The 19,634-nt window shown below is 71.3% G+C and carries 18 protein-coding genes; 6 read left to right on the forward strand and 12 right to left on the reverse strand.

Features of this window, described 5'->3' with window-relative positions; translation table 11 throughout:
• Positions 1-8: 8 nt before the first annotated feature.
• The 12 genes from ACYQ8L_RS01645 to uvrC all read right to left on the reverse strand — a co-directional run bounded on the left by ACYQ8L_RS01645 (position 9) and on the right by uvrC (position 12,884).
• Positions 9-611 (reverse strand): LysO family transporter, encoded by a 603-nt coding sequence (locus ACYQ8L_RS01645; RefSeq protein ID WP_459940015.1) that lies wholly within the window; start codon positions 609-611, stop codon positions 9-11.
• Entirely contained in the window at positions 608-880 is a 273-nt protein-coding gene (locus ACYQ8L_RS01650) for a LysO family transporter (protein ID WP_459940016.1), read from the reverse strand. Before ACYQ8L_RS01650 ends, ACYQ8L_RS01645 begins: the two co-directional genes overlap by 4 nt.
• A 675-nt stretch (positions 881-1,555) precedes the next feature.
• On the reverse strand, positions 1,556-2,584 hold the full coding sequence (gene hemE / locus ACYQ8L_RS01655) for a uroporphyrinogen decarboxylase (protein WP_459940017.1): 1,029 nt from the start codon (positions 2,582-2,584) through the stop codon (positions 1,556-1,558).
• A gap of 108 nt (positions 2,585-2,692) precedes the next feature.
• On the reverse strand, positions 2,693-3,781 hold the full coding sequence (locus tag ACYQ8L_RS01660) for a radical SAM protein (RefSeq protein ID WP_459940018.1): 1,089 nt from the start codon (positions 3,779-3,781) through the stop codon (positions 2,693-2,695).
• 82 nt (positions 3,782-3,863) lie between these two features.
• Positions 3,864-5,396: a uroporphyrinogen-III C-methyltransferase gene (gene cobA / locus ACYQ8L_RS01665; protein ID WP_459940019.1), complete on the reverse strand. Its 1,533-nt coding sequence runs from the start codon at positions 5,394-5,396 to the stop codon at positions 3,864-3,866.
• Position 5,397: 1 nt separating this feature from the next.
• Positions 5,398-6,345, reverse strand: a complete 948-nt coding sequence (gene hemC, locus ACYQ8L_RS01670) for a hydroxymethylbilane synthase (RefSeq protein WP_459940020.1) — start codon at positions 6,343-6,345, stop codon at positions 5,398-5,400.
• 107 nt (positions 6,346-6,452) lie between these two features.
• A complete protein-coding gene (gene hemA, locus ACYQ8L_RS01675; RefSeq protein WP_459940021.1) occupies positions 6,453-7,739 on the reverse strand; it encodes a glutamyl-tRNA reductase in 1,287 nt (428 codons plus the stop codon).
• 19 nt (positions 7,740-7,758) lie between these two features.
• Complete coding sequence (gene ccsB / locus ACYQ8L_RS01680; protein WP_459940022.1) at positions 7,759-8,598, reverse strand: c-type cytochrome biogenesis protein CcsB; 840 nt, start codon at positions 8,596-8,598, stop codon at positions 7,759-7,761.
• Positions 8,599-8,607: 9 nt separating this feature from the next.
• On the reverse strand, positions 8,608-9,231 hold the full coding sequence (locus tag ACYQ8L_RS01685; RefSeq protein WP_459940023.1) for a precorrin-2 dehydrogenase/sirohydrochlorin ferrochelatase family protein: 624 nt from the start codon (positions 9,229-9,231) through the stop codon (positions 8,608-8,610).
• Entirely contained in the window at positions 9,228-10,193 is a 966-nt protein-coding gene (locus ACYQ8L_RS01690; RefSeq protein WP_459940024.1) for a GSU2086 family protein, read from the reverse strand. Before ACYQ8L_RS01690 ends, ACYQ8L_RS01685 begins: the two co-directional genes overlap by 4 nt.
• Entirely contained in the window at positions 10,193-10,786 is a 594-nt protein-coding gene (locus ACYQ8L_RS01695) for a D-sedoheptulose 7-phosphate isomerase (protein ID WP_459940025.1), read from the reverse strand. Before ACYQ8L_RS01695 ends, ACYQ8L_RS01690 begins: the two co-directional genes overlap by 1 nt.
• 223 nt (positions 10,787-11,009) lie before the next feature.
• Complete coding sequence (gene uvrC / locus ACYQ8L_RS01700; RefSeq protein WP_459940026.1) at positions 11,010-12,884, reverse strand: excinuclease ABC subunit UvrC; 1,875 nt, start codon at positions 12,882-12,884, stop codon at positions 11,010-11,012.
• A 231-nt stretch (positions 12,885-13,115) separates the two neighbouring features.
• On the opposite strand from uvrC, the gene ACYQ8L_RS01705 reads away from it, so the two are divergent.
• From ACYQ8L_RS01705 to ACYQ8L_RS01730, 6 genes are all read left to right on the forward strand, one after another.
• Entirely contained in the window at positions 13,116-13,706 is a 591-nt protein-coding gene (locus tag ACYQ8L_RS01705) for a hypothetical protein (protein ID WP_459940027.1), read from the forward strand.
• A 4-nt stretch (positions 13,707-13,710) separates the two neighbouring features.
• Positions 13,711-15,180, forward strand: a complete 1,470-nt coding sequence (locus tag ACYQ8L_RS01710; RefSeq protein WP_459940028.1) for a potassium channel family protein — start codon at positions 13,711-13,713, stop codon at positions 15,178-15,180.
• Positions 15,177-16,364: a cation:proton antiporter gene (locus ACYQ8L_RS01715; RefSeq protein WP_459940029.1), complete on the forward strand. Its 1,188-nt coding sequence runs from the start codon at positions 15,177-15,179 to the stop codon at positions 16,362-16,364. Before ACYQ8L_RS01710 ends, ACYQ8L_RS01715 begins: the two co-directional genes overlap by 4 nt.
• 6 nt (positions 16,365-16,370) lie before the next feature.
• On the forward strand, positions 16,371-17,663 hold the full coding sequence (locus tag ACYQ8L_RS01720; RefSeq protein WP_459940030.1) for a glycosyltransferase: 1,293 nt from the start codon (positions 16,371-16,373) through the stop codon (positions 17,661-17,663).
• A gap of 16 nt (positions 17,664-17,679) precedes the next feature.
• A complete protein-coding gene (locus ACYQ8L_RS01725) occupies positions 17,680-18,927 on the forward strand; it encodes a glycosyltransferase family 4 protein (RefSeq protein WP_459940031.1) in 1,248 nt (415 codons plus the stop codon).
• 70 nt (positions 18,928-18,997) lie between these two features.
• Entirely contained in the window at positions 18,998-19,549 is a 552-nt protein-coding gene (locus ACYQ8L_RS01730; RefSeq protein ID WP_459940032.1) for a rubrerythrin family protein, read from the forward strand.
• Positions 19,550-19,634: the final 85 nt, after the last annotated feature.

Consider the following 19,634-nt stretch of genomic DNA (forward strand, 5'->3'; position numbering starts at 1 on the left):
CGTGCGGCTCACCCCCCGCCCAGGAGGAGCGGCACGAGCACCGGCACGAGGGCGCTCAGGAGGAAGCCGTTCACGAACCCCACCAGGGCCGCGGCGTCGCCGGCGTAGCGCTCGATCAGGGGGAGCGTGGTGTCCATGGTGGTGGCACCGCCCGGGGCCACGGCCACGTAGGGCCCGAGGCGCTTGGCCACCACCGGGATGAGCCCGATGGCCAGGAGTTCCCGGAACACGTTGGCCAGAAACGCCACCGACCCGAGGTCCGGGTGGCCCGCGTCGGTGAGGATGACGGCCGAGAGGCTGTACCACCCGAACCCGGCGGCCACGGCGAGGCTTTCGCGCAGGCCCAGGCCCGTGACCCAGGCGGCGCACCACCCGCCGGCGAGCGTTCCGAGCACGGTGCCCGCCGGCACGAGCAGCGCGTAGCGGTCGGCCGTGAAAAGCCGCCGGAGCGCCGCCCGGTCGCGGCCGATGTCGTACCCGATCCAGAGGAGCAGGAGGTAGAGGGCCCACCGGGTGATCTCGCCGCTTGCGGCCACGAGCCCCGCCGGCAGGAGGCCCGCCTGGGCGAGCACCGCCCCGGCCACCACGCTCGCGACCAGCGCCGCGGTCACGGCCGCCTCCGGAAGAGCCGGTCCAGGCCCCACACCGCGGCCACGCTCCCCCCCACGGCCAGGAGGGCCACGGCGCCCCCGTCCCACCCGAACCGGGCGATCTTGGCCGGAAGGTCCGGGTCCCGGCCGATCCCCACGCCCATGAAGAACAAGAGCCCCAGGATCGTGGCCGGCAGAAACCGCTGCTGCATCCGACGAAGAAGCGGCCGGGCCCCCAGGGTGATCCCCAGGGCGATCCCGGCCGCGAGACAGGCCAAGTACGCGAGCATGTTGGTTCCTTTCACCCCCTCCCCCTATCCCCCTCCCGCCAGGGGAGGGGGAACCGGCCCCGCGCCGGCACAACGCCCCCGCCGTCTGTCTCCCTCTCCCCCCGCAAGCGGGGGGAGAGGGCCGGGGTGAGCATGCGGGTTCCTTTCACCCCCTCCCCCTATCCCCCTCCCGCCAGGGGAGGGGGAACCGGCCCCGTGCTGGCACGACGCCCCCGCCGTCTGTCTCCCACTCCCGCCGCAACCGGGGGGAGAGGGCCGGGGCGAGCATGCTGGTTCCTTTCACCCCCTCCCCCTATCCCCCTCCTGCCAGGGGAGGGGGAACCGGCCCCGTGCTGGCACAACGCCCCCGCCGTCTGTCTCCCACTCCCGCCGCAACCGGGGGGAGAGGGCCAGGGTGAGCGTCTTGGTTCCTTTCACCCCCTCCCCCTGCCCCCCTCCCTCCAGGGGAGGGGGAACCGGCTCCGCGCCGGCACAACGCCCCCGCCGTTTGGCTTCCTCTCCCCCCGCAACCGGGGGGAAAGGGCCGGAGTGAGCATGCGGGTCCCTTTCACCCCCTCCCCCTGCCCCCCTCCCACCAGGGGAGGGGGAACCGGCCCCGCGCCGGCATGACGCCCCCGCCGTCTGTCTCCCTCTCCCCCCGCAACCGGGGGGAGAGGGCCGGGGTGAGGGGGGCTCCTACCCCCTCGCCCCTGCCTCGTGGACCGCTTCGACCAGGGCCTTCACGTTGTCCACGGGCACCATGGGCAGGATGCCGTGGCCCAGGTTGAACACGTGGCCCTTGGCGGCCTTGCCCTTCTCCACGATCTCCCGGGCCCGGGCCTGCACGAACTCCCGGGGCCCGAGGAGCACGGTGGGGTCCAGGTTCCCCTGCACGGCGAACTCGCCCCCCACCTTCGCGATGGCGTCGGCGAGGTCGATGTGCCAGTCGATGCCCAGCACGTCGCCCCCGGCCGTGCGGATGTGGTCCAGGAGGAGCCCGCAGCCCTTGACGAAGTGGATCACGGGCACGCTCCGGTCGAGCCCAGCGATGACCCGCTTCGAGTACGGGAGCACGTACTCGGCGTAGTCGGCCGGCGACAGGATGCCGCCCCAGGTGTCGAACACCTGCACGGCCTGGGCGCCGGCGGCGATCTGGGCGTTGAGGTACCGGATCACCGTGTCGGTGACCTTGTCCATGAGCGCCCGGTACACCTCGGGGGCGGCGTACATCATCGCCTTCAGGTTCTCGAAGTTCCGGGAGCCCTTGCCCTCGACCATGTAGGCCGCGAGCGTAAACGGTGCGCCGGAGAACCCGATCAGCGGCACCCGGCCGGCGAGCTCACGACGGATGAGCCGCACGGCCTCCAGCACGAAGGGCACGTCCTCCTCGGGCTCGCAGACCCGGAGCTTTTCCACGTCGGCCGCGGTGCGCACGGGCTCGGCGAACACCGGGCCCGGGTTGAACTCGATGGAGCAGCCCATGCCCTCCAGGGGGATCATGATGTCGGAAAAGAGGATCGCCGCGTCCACCCCCAGGATGTCCACGGGCTGGAGGGTCACCTCGCAGGCGAGTTCCGGCTCGTGGCAGACCTCGAGGAACGAGTGCTTGGCCCGCACGGCCCGGTACTCGGGCATGTACCGGCCCGCCTGGCGCATGATCCAGATGGGGGTCGTGTCCACCGGCAGGCCCCGGCAGGCGTTCAGGAATCGGTCGGCTCGGCTCATATTGGGTGTCTCCCGATGATGGGCGTTTCAGGGACGAAACGGACAAAAGGGACGAAAGGGACGACCTTCCAGCCTTCTAGCCTTCCAGCCTTCCAGCCTTCTAGCCTCCTAGCCTTCCAGCTTTCCAGCCTCCCGGCCTTCCAGCCGCCTCGGCACATAGGAGCAGAACGGCTCGGCCTCCAGGTAGTCGCCGCTCACGGCGTAGGCCCGGGCGCGGCAGCCGCCGCACACGTTCAGGAACTCGCAGGAGCCGCATTTGCCCTTGTAGGCCTTGAAGTTCCGGAGATCGTGGAACAGCGGGCTCTCGAACCAGATCTTCTTGAACGGGGTCTTCTTCACGTTGCCCGCGCTCATGGGGAAGTAGGAGCAGGGCTTCACCTCGCCGAAGCAGTCGATGAGGCAGATGGACTGGGCCGCGATGCACCCCTTGCCCCCGCCGGTGGAGAAGGTGAGGCTCCGGCGCTGGAACTTGATGCCCTCCTTTTTGGCGAGCTGGGGCACGATGCGGTAGTAGTGGGGCGCGCAGGTGGGCCGCATCAGGATCTCGTGCTCGTTCTTCTCCTGCTGGTAGTGCCAGGCCAGGATCTCCTCGTAGTCCTCCTTGGAGATGAGCTCCTCGAAAAGCTCCTCGCCCCGGCCCGTGGGCACGATCATGAACATGTACCAGGCCGTGGCCCCGAGCTCCTTGGCAAGCCGGAACGTGTCGGCGATGTAGGGCTGGTTTCGCTTGGTGAACGACGAGTTGACGAGGAACTTCACCCCGTGCTTGCGGAACAGTTCCGCCGCCCGCACCACCCCCTCGAAGGCGCCCGGGCACTGGCGGAAGTCGTCGTGGACCTCGGCCGTGGGGCCGTCGAGGGAGAGCGACACCATCTTGATGTCGGCCTCGAGCATCTTCCGGCAGACCTCGTCGGTCACCAGGGTGCCGTTGGTGGCCATGCACATCCGGAACCCCTTGTCGGTGCCGTACCGGGCGATCTCCCAGATGTCGGGCCGGAGGAGCGGCTCGCCCCCGGACAAGACGATCACCGGCTTGCTCACCTCGGCGATGTCGTCTAGGAGCTTCTTGGCCTCCTCGGTGGTGAAGTCGCCCTGGGCGGCCTCGAGGTCCGACGAGCACCGGCAGTGCACGCACCGGAGGTTGCAGCGTTGCGTGGTCTCCCACGCGATCCATTTGGGCACGAACTCTTGGGTCATGGTCTTCTCTGTGCCGGAGCCTCCAGGGGCCCCGGGTGCGCAAAGGAGAAAAGGGATCGCGGCCGCCCGGCTGCCTGGCCGCCTAGCCGCCTAGCCCCAGAAAATACCGTTCCGCCGCGGCCACGAGGCCCCGCAGCGTGTACTCCTCGGGCACCACGGCCACCGGAAGGCCCAGGGCCCGGGCCGTCTTCTCGGTGGCCGGGCCGATGACGGCGCAGGGGATCCGGTCGGCCGGCACCCCCAGTTCCCGGCAGAGCTCCGCGTAGTTTCGGGCCGCCGAGGAACTGGCCAGGGTCACCAGATCGAGGGCCCCCTCCTTCACCGCGGCCAGGCCCTCGGCCGGGTGGGTCGCCGGCTTCACGTTCTCGTAGATGGGGAGCACCTCCACCTTGGCCCCGAGCCGGGTGAGCTCGTTGGGGATCACGTCCCGGGCCTCCTTGGCCCGCGGCACGAGCACGCTCGCCCCCCGGAGTTCGGCATGGGCCGCGAGGGCCTCCACCAGGGCCTCGGCCACGTACTTTCCCGGCACCACGTCGGGCCGGATGCCCCGGGCCTCCAACGCCTCGGCCGTGCGGGGGCCCACGGCGCACACCCGGGCCGCCCCGAACGCCCGGGCGTCGAGGCCCAGGGCGTCGAGCCGCTCGAACAGGAACCGCACCGCGTTCCCGGAGGTCAGGATCACCCAGTCGTACGCGAAGAGCCGCCGGAGTGCCGCCTCGGTGCCGCTCGCGTGGCCCGTGGGCCGGAGCTCGATCAGGGGCAGCTCCACCGCCTCGGCCCCGTGGTCCCGCAGGAGTTCCGAAAACTCGGCGCACTGGTGGGCCGCCCGGGTCACCAGCACCCGCTTCCCGAAGAGCGGCTTCCACCGCAGCCAGTCGCACCGCGCCCGGAGTTCCACCACCCCGCCCACGATCACCAGCGCCGGGGCCCGCACGCCCTCGGCCCGGGCCCGCTCCACGATGTCGCCGAGCGTGCCGGTGACCACCCGCTGCCCCGGCCAGGTGGCCCGCTCCACCACGGCCACCGGGGTGGCCGGGTCGCGGCCGCCGGCCACCAGGTGTTCCACCACCTGGGGCAGGGTGCGGATGCCCATGTACACCACCAGGGTCCCGCTGGCCCGGGCCAGGGCCCCCCAGTCGAGTTCGGGGCCCTCGCCGCCGTCCCGGCGGCGGTGGCCCGTGACGAAGGTGACCGACGGGGCATGGTCCCGGTGGGTCAGGGGGAACCCGGCGTACACCGCCGCGGCCGAGGCCGAGGTGACCCCGGGCACCACCTCGAAGGGGATGCCCTCCCGGGCCAGGGCCTCGGCCTCCTCCCCCAGCCGGCCGAACACGGCCGGGTCGCCCCCCTTGAGCCGGACCACGACCTTCCCGGCCCGGGCCCGGTCGATCAGGGCCTGGTTGATCTCGGCCTGGGTGTGCTGGTGGACGTGGCCGATCTTCCCCATGGGCACCCGCTCGGCCTCCGGCGGGGCCCAGTCGAGCACCCGGGGATGCACCAGGTTGTCGTACACCACCGCCTCGGCCCGGCCGAGCACCTGCCGGGCCCGCAGGGTCACGAGCCCCGGATCGCCGGGCCCCGCGCCCACCAGGTAGACGAACCCCTTGTGGCCCACACTAGGTCTCCCGGGCGTCCGGCGCGTTCTGGCGGTACACCTCGTCCAGGATCTCCCGGGCGCCGCGGTCCAGGAGTTCCTCGGCCAGGGCCCGGCCCATGGCCGCCGCCTCGGCCGCCGGACCGGTCCGCTCGGCCCGAAGGAGCGTTGCGCCGTCGAGGCTCCCCACCAGGCCCCGGAGCCGGAGCGTGCCGTCCTCGAGCTCTCCGAACGCCGCGATGGGCACCTGGCACCCGCCCTCGAGCCGGGCCAGGAACGCCCGCTCGGCCGTCACGGTGATCCAGGTGGGCTCATGGCGCAGGGGCGCGATGAGGGCGTTGGTCTCGGGGTCGTCCGCCCGGCACTCGATGCCCACCGCCCCCTGGCCGATGGCCGGCAGGGTCACGTCGGGCCCCAGGAGTTCGGTGATCCGGTCGGCGAACCCCAGGCGCTTCACCCCGGCGGCGGCGAGCACGATGGCGTCGTACTGGCCCTCGTCGAGCTTGCGGAGCCGGGTGTCCACGTTGCCCCGGAGGTTCTCGAAACTGAGGTCGGGCCGCACGGCCCGCAGTTGGGCCTGGCGCCGCAGGCTCGAGGTGCCCACCCGGCTCCCGGCCGGCAGATCCCGAAACGACGAGCCGGAGCGGCAGAACCAGGCATCCCGGGGGTCCTCGCGCTCGCAGATCACCGGCAGGTGGAGCCCCGGGGGCAGCTCGGTGGGCACGTCCTTCATGGAGTGGACCGCGATGTCGGCCCGGCCCTCCAAGAGGGCGTCCTCGATCTCCTTGACGAACAGCCCCTTGCCCCCCACCTTCGCGAGCGGCACGTCGAGGATCTTGTCGCCCTTGGTCACCACCTTGACGAGCTCCACCCGAAGGCCGGGGTGGAGGCGCTCCAGCTCGCCCTTGACCCAGTTGGCCTGCCACAGGGCGAGTTGGCTCTTTCGCGTTGCGATCCGTAGGGTGTTCACGAAACCGGCTCCTTGTTTCGGCTTGGCGGCTCGGCAGCTTGGCGGCGGGGCGGCGGCCTCGCCGTCCCCATCCGGGGACACACGACGAACGACGAACGACCCGCGACCTACGTGCCGTTCCCCTCCCCCTCGTCGAGCCCGAACAGGCGGCGCACGGCGTCCACCGCGGCCTCCAGGTCCGGGTCGTTGGCCGCCCGTTTGAGGTACACGGTGGGCTCGTGGAGGATCTTGTTCACGATGGCCTGGCTCATGGCCTCGAGGCTCTTTCGCTGCTTGGCGGTGAGGCCGTCGCCGAACACCCGCAGGGTCTTTTCGAGTTCGGCCTTCCGGATGGCGTCGAACCGTTCCCGCAGGGCCCGGATCGTGGGGGTGACCTCCAGGGTCTTGAGCCAGGCCTGGAAGCTCTCCACCTCCTCGGCCACGATCTGCTCGGCCTTGGCGGCCTCCTTCTCCCGTTCCTTCTTGTTCTGCTCCACGACGCTCTGGAGGTCGTCCACGTCGTAGAGGTACACGTTCGCAAGGTCGTTGATCCGGGGGTCGATGTCCCGGGGCACCGCGATGTCGATCAGAAACATCGGCTTTTGCTTGCGGGCCTTCATGGCCGAGCGCACGGCCTCGACCCCCAACACGAAGTGGGGGGCCCCGGTCGAGGAGATCACGATGTCCACCTCGGGCAGGTGGTAGGAGAACTCCTCGAAGGGCACGGCCCGCCCCCCGAACCGGGCGGCGAGTTCCTCGGCCCGGGCCAGGGTGCGGTTTGTCACCTGGACCTCCCGGACCCCGTTCTCCACCAGATGAGTCACGGCCAGCTCGCACATCTCGCCCGCCCCGATCACGAGGACGCTCTTGCCCTCCAGGGTGCCGAAGATGGCCCGGGCGAGCTGCACCGCCGCGAACGACACCGACACGGCCGCCTGGGCGATGGCGGTCTCGGTGCGCACCCGCTTGGCCGTGCTGAAGGCCTTGTGCATGAACTTGTTGAGCACCAGGCCCGTGGCCTTGCCGGCCGCGGCCGCCTCGTAGGCGTCCTTCACCTGTCCCAGGATCTGGGGCTCGCCCACCACCATGGAGTCGAGGCTCGAGGCCACCCGGAACACGTGGCGCACGGCCTCGGGCCCCTCGTACACGTAGAGGTGGGGCCGCAGCTCTTCCAGGGGGATGTCGTGGTAGTCGGCGAAGAACCGCACCACCTGCTCGACCCCCTCCTGCCTATCGCGGGCCGCGGCGTACACCTCCACGCGGTTACAGGTGGACACGATCACGGCCTCGGGCACCACCCCGCCCACCCGCACCCGCTCGAGCGCGTCGTGGAGGCAGTCGGCGGCGAACGCCACCTTCTCCCGGATCTCCACCGGCGCGGTCTTGTGGCTCAACCCGACGACGAGGATGTCCATGTGCGCCTCTCTCGGCCCCTCATCCGGTGTAGATGTGGAGGCTTTCGAGCCCCGGGATCAGTTTGGGCAGGATGAAGTTGACGCCCAGGAACGTGAACAGCACCGATGCGAACCCCACGAGCGACCAGATGGCCGCCCGCCGGCCCCGCCACCCCACGGTGAGCCGGCCGTGCAGGAGCGCGGCGTAAAGAAACCAGGTGATGAGCGACCAGGTCTCCTTGGGGTCCCAGCTCCAGTAGGTGCCCCAGGCCTGCTGGGCCCAGATGGCCCCCGTGATGATGCCCACGGTCAGGAGGGGGAAGCCCAGGGTAAGGCACCGGTAGTTGAGCTCGTCCAGCACGTCAAGGCTGGGGAGCCGCCGGAACAAGGCCCCGAGCCGCTTTCGTTTCAACTGCCGCTCCTGGAGCAGGTACATGACGCCGGCCGCGGCGGCCACGGCGAAGGCGCCGTCGCCCAAGAACAGGAGCCCCACGTGTACCGGGAGCCACCAGGACTGGAGCGCCGCCGGCAGGGGCTGCACATCGCCCGGGACGGCCATGGCCCCCAGCACGAACACGACCGCGAACGGGGTGGCGAAGGCCCCCAGGGTCGGCACCTGGAACCGGAACTGGAGGACGAGATAGAGGAGCGTCACGCACCAGGCGAAAAAGCTCAGGGCCTCGTGGAGGTTCGTCACCGGGGTGTACCCGGCCTCGGCGAACCGCACCACGATCGAAAGCGTGTGGAGCCCGAACGCGGCCCAGGTGGCCCGGTGGGCCCACCGCCGCACGGGCTCCTGCAGGGTCACCAGGTGGGCCAACTGAAGCACCATGGCCAAGAGGTACACCAGGGCGGTTCCCTTCAACATCCAGACGCTCATGGCTCCTCCCTACCCCTCCCGCTCCGATCCGGAAAGCACCTCGGCCGCTTTGCGTTCGGCCGCGGCCCGGTCGCCCCGGGCGAAATCCTCGGCCACGCCCCGGGCGAGCAGGCGCGACACGGCGCCCGGCTGGGCCATTTGGCGCACACGACGTACGAACTCCGCCAGATCGCCCAGGCGCCCCGGCAGTGCCGCCGCGATCCGGTCGCGAAGCCAGGCCGCCAGCTCGGGTGACGCCCCGGCCGTGGACACGGCCACCGCCACGTCCCCCTGCCGCCACACGGCCGGCACGTGGACCGGGCTCCCCTCGGGGTCGTCGACCACGTTGGCCCACACGCCCCGGGCGGCCGCCTCGGCCGCCGCGGCCCGGTTCGCCGCCGGATCGGAGGTGGCCACGAAAGCAAGGACCATGCCGCCCAGATCCTCGGGCTCGAACCGCCGCCGCACCCACTCCACGACCCCCGCCTCGGCGAGCCCCCGAACCCCCACGGCCGCCTCGGGCGCCACCACCCGCACCCGCGCCCCGCACGCCAGAAGCCCCCGGATCTTCCGCTCGGCCACCCGGCCGGCGCCCACCACGAGCACGGGCTTCCCCCGCAGGTCCAGGAAGACCGGGTAGCGCGGGCGGCTCACGGCCCCCCTTCCAGAAGCTCCAGCACCCACCCGAACAGGAGCGGCACCAGGATCTCGTGGGGCCCGGTCAGGTGAATGCCCCGGCCGCCCCCGCCCGTGGGCCGGCCCACCACGTTCACGCTGGGCCGGTAGTGGCGCACGAAGTCGAGGTTCGCCGTGGTGAAATGGGCCACCTCGCGGCCCAGGTTCCGGGCCAGGGTCAGGGCCTTCAGGAACACCTCGGGGAGCACCACGGCGCTTCCCACGTTCAGGTACACCCCCCCTTCCAGCTCGGCCACCAGGGCCGCGAACTTCCGAAAGTCCCTCAGGCTCGTCTCGCCCAGGGCAGCGCCGTCGCACCCCGGGTGCATGTGCACGATGTCGGTCCCCACGGCCACGTGGACCGTGGCCGTGACCCCGTGGCGGTAGGCCGCGGCGAGCAGGCTCGACTCCCGATAGGGGAGCCCGTCCTCCCAGATCGCCTCGCCCACCGCGTAGCCCAGGCCCAGGCCCCGGTCCCGGGCCCGGCGGACCACCCGGTTCACCCACTCGCCCGTCTCCCGGGCCATGCCGAACCGCCCCTCCCGGAACTGGGCCGCCACGTCCTCGGAGGTGTGGCCCGCGGCCGCGAGCTCGAAGTCGTGGACCACGCAGGCCCCGTTCACCGCGACGCCGCTCAGGAGCCCCCGGGCCATGAGGTCGGCGTACAGGGGCTGGAGGCCCACCTTGATGTTGTGGGCCCCGAGGCCCAGGAGCACCACCCGGTCGGCCCGGTGGGCCTCGGCCACGGCCCCGGCCAGGGCCCGCAGGTCCTCGGCCTGGAGGAAGGCCGGCAGGCTCTCCACGAACGCCCGGAAGCTCCCGCCCGGCCGGAAGGGGGGCCGGAAGTCCTTCCGGTGCACCTTGCTCGGCCGCTCGGCCAGCGGGTAGGTGTCGGCGCCGGCCGGGTCGAGCTCGGCGTGGGGGGGAAAGCGCTTGGCCATCAGGCGGGTTCCGCGGGAAAGAGGATCTCGTCCACCAGGTCGCACAGGGCGTGGATCCAGGCCACGTGGCACTCCTGGATCCGGGGGGTGTGGCGGCTCGGGGCCCGGATCAGGTGGTCGCAGGCCTCGGCCATGGCGGCCCCGGCCTCGCCCGTGAGCCCCACGCACAGGCACCCGGCCTCCCGGGCCGCCCGAAGCCCCCGGAGCACGTTGGGGCTCCGGCCGCTCGTGGAGATGCCCACGGCCACGTCGCCGGGCCGGGCCAGGGCCCGCACCTGCTTTTCGAACACCTCGTCGAACCCGAAGTCGTTCCCGATCGCCGTGAGCGCGGAGGTGTCGGTGGTCAAGGCCACCGCCGCGAGCGGCGGCCGGTCCCGCAGGAACCGGTTCACGAACTCGGCCGCCAGGTGCTGGGCGTCGGCCGCCGACCCGCCGTTCCCGAAGGCGAGGAGCTTCCCGCCCCCCCGCAACCGCCCGGCCACGGCCTCGGCCACCCGGGCCGTCTCGGCCGCCGCGTCCTCGGCGAACCGCTCCAGGGTGCGGGCCGCCTCGGCCCAGTGTGCGCGAACCCGCTCGTGTGTGTCCAACCCCATGAACCTCCGCTCGCCCGTGTTGGGCTGGCACCGATGGAAAGCTGGAAAGCTGGAAAGCTGGGAAGCTGGGAAGCTGGGAAGCTAGAAGGCTAGAAGGCTAGAAGGCTAGAAGGCGGAAAAAACCAGCCGCCCCGCTGCCTAACTGCCTAGCTGCCCGGCCGCCCAGCCGCCTAGCCGTCCCGCCGCCGAAACAGCGGAGCATAGGGGCCCGTCGCAAGGGGTGTCAAGCGTCGGGGGCCCGGTCCGGCCGGCCCAAGGCCTCGGCCACCCGTTCGGCCACCGGACGGGGGATGCCGGGGACGGCGGCGATCTCGTCGGCCGAGGCCTCGGCCAGGCGCTTGAGGCTTCCGAAATGGCGCAGAAGCGCCCTGCGGCGCTTGGGGCCGAGGCCCGGCACCCCCTCCAGGGCCGAGCGCAGGCTCGCCCGGGCCCGCCGTTTTCGGTGGAAGGCCACGGCGAACCGGTGGGCCTCGTCCCGGACCCGCTGGAGCAGGAAGAGCCCCGAACTGTTCCGGCCGAACCCCACCGGGTTCGAGCGGCCGGGGAGGAAGATCCGCTCGGCCGAGTGCTCCACCTCGGGGCCCCGGCCCGGGAGCACCCGGGCCTTGGCGATGCCGGCCAGGGGCACGGCAATCCCCTCGTCCTCCAAGGCTTTGGCGGCGGCCGCCACCTGCCCCCGGCCCCCGTCGATCAGCACCAGGTCCGGCAGCTCCCACCCCGGTTGACCCCGCCGGCCCAGCCGCCGGCGAAGCACCTCGTAGAGCGAGGCGAAGTCGTCGGCCCCTTCCACGGTGCGGATGAGGAACCGCCGGTACGCCCCGGGGTCGGGGAACCCGTCGGTGAACACCACCATGCTCCCCACGGCCTCCCGGCCCTGGAGGTTGGAGATGTCGTACCCCTCGATCCGGCGCGGCAGGTCGGGCAGGCCCAGCCGGTCCCGCAGTTCCGCCAGGGCCGCCTCGTAACCGACCTTGGTCTTCCGCCGCTCCTCGAGGAGCTCGGCCGCGTTCCCCTCGGCCATGCGCACGAGCTCCCGGCGCTCCCCCCGCTTGGGGTGCACCACCCGGACCCGCCCCCCGCGCTTTTCCCCGAGCCACTCCTCCAGCACGCCGGCCTCCTCGGGCCCCACGTCCACGCCCACCACCACCTCGGCCGGCACGATCCGGTCGCCCCGGTAGTACTGCCGCAGGAACTGGGCCATGACCTCGGCGTCGTCTTCTTCCAACCGGTCCAGGTAGTAGGACCGGCGGTCGATCAGGTTGCCGCTTCGGACCACCAGCACCACCACCTCGGCCTCCCCCCCCTCCCGGACCCAGCCCACCACGTCCCGGTCCACGGGCCGGTGGGTCACGGCCTTCTGGCGTTCCAGGGTCTCCTCCACCGCCCGAATCCGGTCGCGCAGCCGGGCGGCCTCCTCGAACTCGAGCCGCTCGGCCGCCTGGGCCATCTGGGCCCTCAGGTCGTCGAGGAGCTCGCGGCCCCGCCCCTTCAGAAACGCCACCACCTGGTCCACGATCTCCCGGTAGGCCTCGGGCGTGACCCGGCCGCAGCACGGGGCCAGGCACCCCCGCATCTGGCAATAGAGGCAGGGCCGGGTGCGGGCCCGGAACTCCCGGTCCCGGCACTGGCGCAGGGGGAAGATGCGCTGAATGAGCTCCACGGTCTCCCGGAGGGCCCGGGCCGAGGAGTAGGGGCCGAAGTAGAGGGCGCCGTCGGGCACGATGCGGCGGGTCGTGGTGAGCCGGGGGAAGGGGTTTTGCACGTCGAGCCGGAGCGAGAGGTAGGTCTTGTCGTCCCGGAGGTCCACGTTGTACCGGGGCCGGTGGCGCTTGATCAGGGTGTTTTCGAGGATCAGGGCCTCTTTTTCCGTGTCGGTCACCACGAAGTCGATGTCGGCCACCCGGGCCATCAGGAACCGCACCCGGAGCCGGCCGTCGGCCCCTTCCCGGAAGTAGGTGCGCACCCGGGCCCGGAGGTTCTTGGCCTTGCCCACGTACAGGACCCGCCCCTCGGCGTCCTTCATGAGGTAGACGCCGGGCCGGGTGGGGAACCGGGAGACCTTCTGTTCCAATTCGTCCACGGGAGTTTGAGTTGTCATCTCACCTTGCAAGGAACACGAAAAGAGCCGGACTCCCGCTCCCTCCGTGTTCTCCGTGTCCTCCGTGGTGTTCCCGCCTCGGCATCCGAACGGCGCGCCGCTTGCCTCCCCCGCGCTTGTCGTTACAGTATCCGACCGTTCGGGTGCGCGAAGAAAGCCCGGCCGGAAAGAAGGAGGTTGGGCCTCCCCGCTTTCCAGCCTTCCAGCTTCCTAGCCGTCCAAGGAGTCACCATGGCGAGCGATGTGGAACGGGCCCTCTGGGCCTTCGAAGAGGCGGTCGAGGGGGTGCTCGGGTTCGTGAGGGCCGCCGAGTACGGGCTCCGGCTGGCCACGAAGCGGGTGGCCGACCTCGTGAACAACCCGGCGGCCTCGGCCGCCCAACTCGGGCCGGAGCTCGCGGCCGTTCGGGGAGCCCTAGAGGCCGCGCCCGACCGGCTCACCGACGTGGCCGTGCTGGCGCTCGGGGACCACTTCCGGGCCTTCCTCGCCCGGGCCCTGGGGCTCCGGGAGCTTCCGCCGCTTCCCGAAACCACCGCTGGGGTCGAGACCCTGGCCGGCACCCCGGGGGCCCTGGCCAAGGCCCCCCCGTGGGTCCCCCTGTTTCTCCAGCTCTACCGGGCGGCGCTTCGGGGCGGACCCCTGGACCGGCGGGCCCTGGAGGCCCTCGGCGAATCGACCCTCGAACTCCGCTACCCCGGGGGCAAGGTGAAGCTCGTCACGGCCGGCGACCGGGTCACCCTCACCGAGGGCCAGTTCGAGGACCTGGCCCGGGCGCTGGTGGAGGCGGCCCGGGCGATCGAGCTGCGGCTCCTGACGGCGTAGCGCCATGCAGCGGGCCACCTGCCTCGTGGTGGGCGCCGGCCGGGTGGGCCAGGAGCTCCTGGAGCGGCTGTCCCGGGACCTGGACGTGGTCTGCGTGGACCGGGACCCCGGGGCCCTGGAGCGGGCCCGGGAGGTTCGCCAGGGCCGGGTGCGGACCGTGGAGGGGGACGCCACGAGCCGGCTGGTGCTTGAGGACGCCGGCGCAGCCGACGCCCAGGTGGTGGCCCTCACGGTGACCTCCGAGCGGGTCAACCTGGAGGTGGCCCGGGTGCTCCGGGAGCACTTCGACGTGCCCCGGATCGTGGCGGTTGGGATCACGCCGGCCGGGATCGAGGCGTTCCGGGCCCTCGGGGTCGAGGTGGAGGGGGTGCTGGAACTGGGGGCCATCGCCCTTCGGAACCGCATCGAGTCCCGGGCCAGGGTGGCCCAGGGCATCGGCCTCGGGCGCGACGAGATCGTGGAGGCCGACGTTCACCCCCGGTCCCGGCTCGTGGGGAAGCCCCTCTCGGCGCTCCGGCCCCGGCGCTGGCAGGTGGCGCTGGTGTACCGGGGCGAGGAGATCGTGGTGCCCCACGGGAACACCGTGCTCCGGGGCGGGGACCGGGTCGTCCTGGCCGGCGACCCGGGGGCGCTTCGCACGGTGGTGGAACTGCTGACCCTGAGCTTCCGGCAGTTCCCCCTGGAGTACGGCTCGGTGCTCACGGCCTGCCTCTTCGGCGGCGAGGACGACCGATTCTTCCAGGAACTCGCCTACGTGGCCCGGACGTTCCCCCTGGAGCCCATGCGGCTCGTGCTCGCCGGCGATGCGCGGGACCGGCGGGCCGTTCTGGAATCCCGGTGGTCCGCCGCCGGGGTCGAACCGGAGGAGGTCCTCGCCGCCGAGGGGCCGCTCCCCGGGGCCTGGCCGCCGCCCCGCCAGGGCGGGGACGGGCTCGTGGTGGTCTGTCGGCGCTGCCTCTTCGCCGGAGGCGTGCCCCGCACCGATGCCGGCCGCAAGGCGTTCCTCCGGGAGTTGGTGGAGCAGCGGGCGGCCCCCCTGCTGCTCGCGGCCGGCACGTTTCCCTACGAACGGCTCGCCGTGCCGGCGGTGCCCGGGGTCGACGTGGAGCACGCCGTGGAGGCCCTGGCCGAGATCGCCCCGGTCCTCGGGGCAGAGGCCGCGGTGCTCCTGAGCCTGCCGTCGCCCCACATGGCGGCCCCCGAAGACCTGTCGGATCCCGAGGAGATCCGGAAGATCATCGCCGAGATGGCGCTGGCCCACCGGGTGCGGATCGAGGTGGAGGAACTCGCGGGGAACCCGGTACGGGCGACCGAGGAGGCCCTCCACGGATACCACCTGGCCGTGCTCGACACCGGCGGGTGGAGGCGACCGGGGTTCCTCCGGTCCCTCCTCCAGCCCGATCCGCCCTGGCTCGTGGTGCGCCACTGCCCGGCGAGCACCCTGCTTCTGCCCCCCGACGAGGAGGCCCTGTGAGCCCGGCGCCCCACCACGGGGTGAACCCCGAGCACCTGGGGCTGTTCCTGATCGTGGGCGGAGCGGCCCTGGCGCCCTTCGTGTCTCGGCGGCTTCGGGTGCCGGCCCCGGTGCTCGAGATCCTCTACGGCGCCGTGCTCTTCCACACCCTGCTCCGGGGTCAGCCCGAGTGGTTCCGGCTCCTGCGGGAACTCGGATTCCTTTACCTCATGTTCATCGCCGGCATGGAGCTCGACCTTCGGGCCATGGCCGGATCGCGCCGGCCCCTGGCCTACGCCCTGGCCGCCGCGGCCTCCTTGGGGGGTGCGGCGCTCGCCTTCGGCGCGGCCGGGGTCCCGGCGTACCTGGGGCTTTGCGCCGCCATGATCTCGGCCGGCATCGTGATCCCGGTGCTCAAGGAGACCGGCCACGCCCGCACGGCCCTGGGCCGCGACCTCATCGGGTTCGCCCTGGTGGGAGAGGTGGTGTGCATCCTCGTGCTCACGGCGGCCGACTCCTACGCGGCCCACGGCGTGTCGGTGCACGCCCTGTGGATGCTCGCCAAACTCGCCGGGCTCCTCGGGGCGGCCGCGGTAACCCTCCACGTCATCTACCTCCTGGGCTGGTGGCATCCCGACTGGGTCGAGCGGGTCATGACGAGCCAGGACCCCGCCGAGGAGGGCATCCGGGGCGTGATCGTGCTAGCCTTCGCCGGGGCCGTGCTGGCCGAGGCGGCCGGGGTCGAGCCGATCCTGGGGTCGTTCATGGCCGGGCTCATCACGAGCTACGTGTTCCCCAACAAGGGGCTTTTCGAGGACAAGGTGAACGCCGTGGGGTTTGGGTTCTTCACCCCGTTTTTCTTTGTGGGGGTGGGCGCCGACCTTCCCCCCGCCCTGCTGACCGACCCCGGGGTGTTGGCCTGGGCCGGGGTGCTCACCCTGGCGGCCCTGGCGGCCCGGGCCCCGGTGGTGGCCCTGGCCCCCAAACTCGGCCACTCTTTGCGCGACGGGGGAGCCATGGCGCTCCTGCTCGCGGCCCCCCTTTCGATGATGGTAGTGGCCGGGGCCCTCGGGGAGCGCATGGGCCTCTTGACCCCGCGGCTCACCGGGGCCCTGGTGTTGGCAGCCATGGCCTCGAGCCTTATCTTCCCGTACCTGTTTCGCCTGGTGGCCGCCCCCCCGACTCCCGATCCAGACCGGAGGTGACGCGCCATGCCGACCGACTGCCGACCGTCCGCCATCCGCAACGTGGGGTTCGTCTCGACCCGCATCGCGGGTACCGACGGGGTGTCGCTGGAGCTCGACAAGTGGGCCCGGGTGCTCGAACGAAACGGGTACCGTTGCTTCTACCTGGCCGGGGAGCTCGACCGGCCGGCCGACCGCTCGATGCTGGGGCCCCGGTTCCACTTCCTCCACCCTGAGATCCTGGAACTCCAGGCCGTGCTGTTCGGCCGGAAAACCCGGCCCCGTTGGGCCAGCGAGCGCATCCGGGAACTCGCCGCCGAGTTCAAGGAGGCCCTCTACGCGTTTCGGGACCGGTTCGAAATCGACCTCCTGATCCCCGAGAACATCCTGGCGATCCCGCTCAACATCCCCCTGGGGCTCGCCACGGCCGAGTTCGTCGCCGAGACCGGCATCCCCACCATCGCCCACCACCACGATTTCTCCTGGGAGCGCGACCGGTTCCTGGTGAGCGCCTGCCGCGATCTTTTAGACTGCGCGTTTCCGCCGGATCTCCCGAGCATCCAGCACGTGGTGATCAACTCCCTCGCGTCCGAACAACTCGCCCACCGGCGGGGTGTGTCGAACACGGTGGTACCCAACGTGTATGACTTCGCGAACCCCCCGCCGCCGTGCGACGAGTACTGCCGGAGCCTCAGGGCGCGGCTCGGGTTCGGGGACGACGACGTCCTGGTGCTCCAGCCCACCCGGGTGGTGCCCCGCAAGTGGATCGAGCGGTCCATCGAGATCGTCCGCTACCTCCAGCTCCCCAAGCCGCGGCTCGTGATCTCCCACGGTTCGGGGGACGAGGGCGACGAGTACACCTTGCGGGTGAAGGAATACGCGGAGAACCTGGGGGTGGAGCTCGTCTTTATCGACCACTTGATCGCCTCCGAGCGGGGCACGAACGACCGGGGAGAGCGCCTCTACACCATCGCCGACGCCTACCAGGCCGCGGACCTCGTGACCTACCCCAGCGGCTACGAGGGGTTCGGAAACGCGTTCCTGGAGGCGATCTACTTCCGCAAACCCATCGTGGTGAACCGGTACTCGATCTACGTGGCCGACATCGAACCGAGGGGCTTCGACGTGATCGAGATCGAGGGCTTTGCAACCCACCAGGCCGTGGACCAGATCCGGGAGGTCCTCTCGAACCCCGCTCGGCGCCGGGCCATGGTGGACCGAAACTACGAGATCGCCCGAAGGTTCTTCAGCTTCGAGGTGCTAGAGGAGAAACTCCTCCACCTCATCCGGTGCTGCAACGGCCAACTCCTGGAACCCTGAGCCCCGGAGGCAACCGATGCCCGGTTCCCAGCCCAAACTCCCGATCGCCCTCGTCCACTACTCCTGCCCGCCGGTGGTAGGCGGTGTGGAGGAGGTGGTGCGCCAGCAGGCCTCCCTGTTCCGGCGCCACTTCCACCCCGTGAAGATCGTGGCCGGCGCCGGGGGGCCGTTCACCGACGAGTACCCCGTGGAGATCAACCCCAAGCTCGGGTCCCGGTACGAACGGGTGGCCCGGGCCCAGGAGATCGGGCGGGAGGACCCCCGCACGCTGGACCGGGTGACCGACGAGGTCCACTCCTACCTCGCCGAGACCCTGGCTGGGTTCGAGGTGGTCATCGCCCACAACGTGCTCGCCATGGCCTACAACCTGCCCCTGGCCCGGGCCCTCCACCGGTTGGCCGACGAGGGGGCGATCCGGGTGGTGGCCTGGAACCACGACAGCCCCTTCTTCTACGACCACATGGCCCCCCGGCTCTCGCACCCCGTGTGGGAGATCCTGCGCCGGTACAACCCCAACGTGACCTACGTCACCATCACCGAGGCCCGGCGGGAGCAGTTCCAGGCCCTCTACGGCCCCGGCGCCGAGATCCACGTGGTGCCCAACGGCATCGACCCGATCCGGTTCTTCCGGCTCGACCCCACCACGGTGCGGGTGATCCAGGAACAGCGGCTGTTCGAGGCTGACTTCCTGCTGGTGCACCCCTCCCGGCTTCACCCCCGCAAGAACATCGAGCTGTCGATCCGGGTGGTGCGGGCCCTCCAGGACAGGGGGCTCAAGGCCCGGCTCCTGCTGACCGGGGCCTACGACCCCCACGAGGAGAAGACCCTGGCGTACTACCGGAAGCTCCGCCACCTCGCCCGGGATCTCGGGGTGCTCGACGACATCCTGATCATGGCCGAGTACCGGTTCCGGAGCGGGGAGCGCCTGACGGCCGACCGGATCACCATCCGGGACCTCTACCTCCTGGCCGACGTGCTCTTTCTCCCCAGCGTCCAGGAGGGGTTCGGGATCCCGCTCCTGGAGGCCGGCATGATCAAGCTGCCCATCGTGTGCTCCGACATCCCTCCGTTCCGGGAGATCGGGGGCGACAACGTCACCTACTTCGGCCTCGACGAGTCCCCGGAGGCCATTGCGGAGAAGGTGCTCGCCATCGCCCGGAGCAACAACACCCAGAGCATGTTCCGCCACGTGATCCGCCACTACGTATGGGACAACCTCTACACGAGGGAGATCCTGCCCCTGCTCGAACGGACGGTGGCTTGACTTCGAAGGCCGCCTGGCTATCTTTTCGGCGACGTTTGCCCGTTTTCTCACCCAGAGAGGAGGAGAGTTCATGAACGCGATGACCGAGGCCAACCTGAAGAGCGCGTTCGGCGGGGAGTCCATGGCCCACATGCGCTACCTGCACTGGGCCGATCTGGCAGAGAAGGAGGGGTTCCCCGGGGTGGCCCGGCTGTTCCGGGCCGTGGCCCGGGCCGAGTGGATCCACGCCGGCAACCACTACCGGGTGCTCAAGGACCAGGTGGGCGACACGGCGGTGACGGCCGGCGGGGTGTTCGGGTACCAGACCACGAGCCAGGCCCTCCAGGGCGGCATCGACGGCGAGACCTTCGAGATCGAGCAGATGTACCCGGTCTACAAGCAGGTGGCCGAGTTCCAGGGCGAGAACGCCGCGGCTCGCAGTTTCCACTACGCCCTGGAGACCGAGAAGGTCCACAAGGCGCTCTACGAGGAGGCCAAGGCCGCCGTGGACCAGGGCAAGGACATCTCGTTCGGCACCCTCCACATCTGCCCGGTGTGCGGGTACACGGTGCGGGGAGAGGCCCCCGACAAGTGTCCGGTGTGCGGCTGCGCCAAGGAGAAGTTCGAGGCCCACGAGGTGTGACCGCGGCCTTCTCCGCCGGACCCGAAGGCCGGCCCCCGCGGGGGCCGGCCTTTTCCGCTCGGGTGGAACGCGCGGGCGGCCTCCC

It is taken from the genome of Deferrisoma palaeochoriense, from assembly GCF_054656955.1.

Excerpts from the sequence above, each read along its gene's own strand:
- ACYQ8L_RS01650 (WP_459940016.1), bottom strand. The coding sequence starts at position 880 with ATGCTCGCGTACTTGGCCTGTCTCGCGGCCGGGATCGCCCTGGGGATC.
- hemE (WP_459940017.1), bottom strand. The coding sequence starts at position 2,584 with ATGAGCCGAGCCGACCGATTCCTGAACGCCTGCCGGGGCCTGCCGGTG.
- ACYQ8L_RS01660 (WP_459940018.1), bottom strand. The coding sequence starts at position 3,781 with ATGACCCAAGAGTTCGTGCCCAAATGGATCGCGTGGGAGACCACGCAA.
- hemA (WP_459940021.1), bottom strand. The coding sequence starts at position 7,739 with ATGGACATCCTCGTCGTCGGGTTGAGCCACAAGACCGCGCCGGTGGAG.
- ccsB (WP_459940022.1), bottom strand. The coding sequence starts at position 8,598 with ATGAGCGTCTGGATGTTGAAGGGAACCGCCCTGGTGTACCTCTTGGCC.
- ACYQ8L_RS01690 (WP_459940024.1), bottom strand. The coding sequence starts at position 10,193 with ATGGCCAAGCGCTTTCCCCCCCACGCCGAGCTCGACCCGGCCGGCGCC.
- ACYQ8L_RS01695 (WP_459940025.1), bottom strand. The coding sequence starts at position 10,786 with ATGGGGTTGGACACACACGAGCGGGTTCGCGCACACTGGGCCGAGGCG.
- uvrC (WP_459940026.1), bottom strand. The coding sequence starts at position 12,884 with ATGACAACTCAAACTCCCGTGGACGAATTGGAACAGAAGGTCTCCCGG.
- ACYQ8L_RS01705 (WP_459940027.1), top strand. The coding sequence starts at position 13,116 with ATGGCGAGCGATGTGGAACGGGCCCTCTGGGCCTTCGAAGAGGCGGTC.
- ACYQ8L_RS01710 (WP_459940028.1), top strand. The coding sequence starts at position 13,711 with ATGCAGCGGGCCACCTGCCTCGTGGTGGGCGCCGGCCGGGTGGGCCAG.
- ACYQ8L_RS01720 (WP_459940030.1), top strand. The coding sequence starts at position 16,371 with ATGCCGACCGACTGCCGACCGTCCGCCATCCGCAACGTGGGGTTCGTC.
- ACYQ8L_RS01725 (WP_459940031.1), top strand. The coding sequence starts at position 17,680 with ATGCCCGGTTCCCAGCCCAAACTCCCGATCGCCCTCGTCCACTACTCC.
- ACYQ8L_RS01730 (WP_459940032.1), top strand. The coding sequence starts at position 18,998 with ATGAACGCGATGACCGAGGCCAACCTGAAGAGCGCGTTCGGCGGGGAG.